The 1,654-nt window shown below is 68.4% G+C and carries 2 protein-coding genes; both read left to right on the forward strand.

Annotated features, from left to right (window positions below):
* Nucleotides 1-279 precede the first annotated feature (279 nt).
* A complete protein-coding gene (locus MUO23_14085; protein MCJ7514080.1) occupies nt 280-1,425 on the forward strand; it encodes a hypothetical protein in 1,146 nt (381 codons plus the stop codon).
* Nucleotides 1,426-1,461: 36 nt separating this feature from the next.
* A partial coding sequence (locus tag MUO23_14090) for a hypothetical protein (protein ID MCJ7514081.1) occupies nt 1,462-1,654 on the forward strand: 193 nt, incomplete at its 3' end.

Below are 1,654 nucleotides of genomic sequence, written 5' to 3' on the forward strand. Positions count from 1 at the left end.
CTGCCCGGCGACGATACGGCAGAAGATGCAGGCAGCATCCAGCGTCACGGGCGTCCCGTTGGCGGCGGCCTCGCGCCCGGCTGCACGGGGGCCGACCTGAAGATGCGATTCTACCATGCGGCCCGCGTTCGGCTTGCCTCCTCTGGACCCAGCACGCTCCCCGACGCTGGCGCCCGAGCGCACGTTCCGCCCGGCGGCCCCGCATCCCTTCCGTCGCAGCCAACCCTCCGAGCTTCTCGCTATGATACACTCGCCGAGATCTCGGGCCCAGGAGCCGATATGCACTTCAGCCTGCGCGCAGCCTTGGCCGTGCTGTTGCTCAGCTGTGCCAGCGCCACCCGTGCGGCGGCTCAGCCAGCGATCGTGTATGCAGTGCTCTTCTATTCCCCGACTTGCGGGCATTGCCAGCAGCTCATCCAGAACGATCTTCCGCCGCTGCTCGAGACCTACGGCGACCAGGTGCAGATTCTGGCCATCGATATCTCCCAACCCGGCGGCCAGAACCTCTACCTGTCAGCCATCGAGCGCTTCGCCATCCCGGATACGCGCCGAGGGGTTCCGGCCCTGGTGGCCGGGGACGTGGTGCTTGTCGGCGGGCGGGAGATCCCCGAGCAGTTCCCGGGCATCATTGAGGCCGCCCTGGCCAGCGGCGGGCTGGACTGGCCGGATATCCCGGGTCTGCAAGAGGCCCTGGCTCAGTTGCCGCCCCCCGCCAGTTCGAGCCCAACCCCCCTTGCCTCCGGATCGGCTGCGCCATCCTCCCCGGACTCCGCGCCGACAACGGCGGCCATCCTTCCCGCGCCTGCGCTCCCCACCGCCATTCCGGACCTGCACCAGCCAGCGATCGTCAGCATCCTCCAGACCGATCCCACCGCCTTGCTTCTGGCCAGCCTGGCCCTGCTGGCACTGATCGCGGCCATGCCGATCATCTGGCTGACCTTCCAGCGCGCCCGCCGCGGCCTGGAGCCGCCGGGTAGGCTGCGCTATCTGTTTCCCCTGCTGGCGCTCCTCGGCGCCCTCGTTGCTGCCTACTTGCTCTCGGTGGAGACCGGCGGTTCCCTGGCAGTGTGTGGCCCGATCGGCGACTGCAATGCCGTGCAACAGAGTGCCTATGCCCGCTTGCTTGGCGTTGTGCCCATCGCCGCTCTCGGCCTGCTGCTGCAGATTGGCCTGCTGGTCCTCTGGCTGGGGGTCTACAGTATGGGCTCTGCGGCCGGCCGGACATCAGCGGTTCTGTTGTTGGCGCTCAGCGCGGCAGGCGTCCTGTTCTCTATCTACCTCACTTACCTGGAGATCTTCGTCATCGGCGCCGTCTGTGCCTGGTGCTTGACGTCGGCGGTGATTGTTGCCACCGAGTGCTGGCTTGCCGCTGGGATCGCCGGATGGAGGCTGCGCCCTGCGCCGGATCTGTCGACTCCCGTATGACCTTGCCAGCCCAGCGCTGTCTGAGGCATGAGGTGCTTGTCCAAGCGTGGCCCCCCGACCTGGCCGCTCTCCGGACGGGTGATTCGGCAGCCCTCGAGCAAACTGTCCCAGGCTTATGGCGATCGCCTGTACTGGCTGGCCCTCGGCTTGCTGGGCGACCCCCAGGCGCCCGAGGCTGCTGGACTGGCGCTCGCGGAGCGCGGGCTGCGCCTGGCCGTCGCCGGAGGCC

Source organism: Anaerolineales bacterium, from assembly GCA_022866145.1.
Lineage (GTDB): Bacteria > Chloroflexota > Anaerolineae > Anaerolineales > E44-bin32 > PFL42.

Excerpts from the sequence above, each read along its gene's own strand:
- MUO23_14085 (MCJ7514080.1), top strand. The coding sequence starts at position 280 with ATGCACTTCAGCCTGCGCGCAGCCTTGGCCGTGCTGTTGCTCAGCTGT.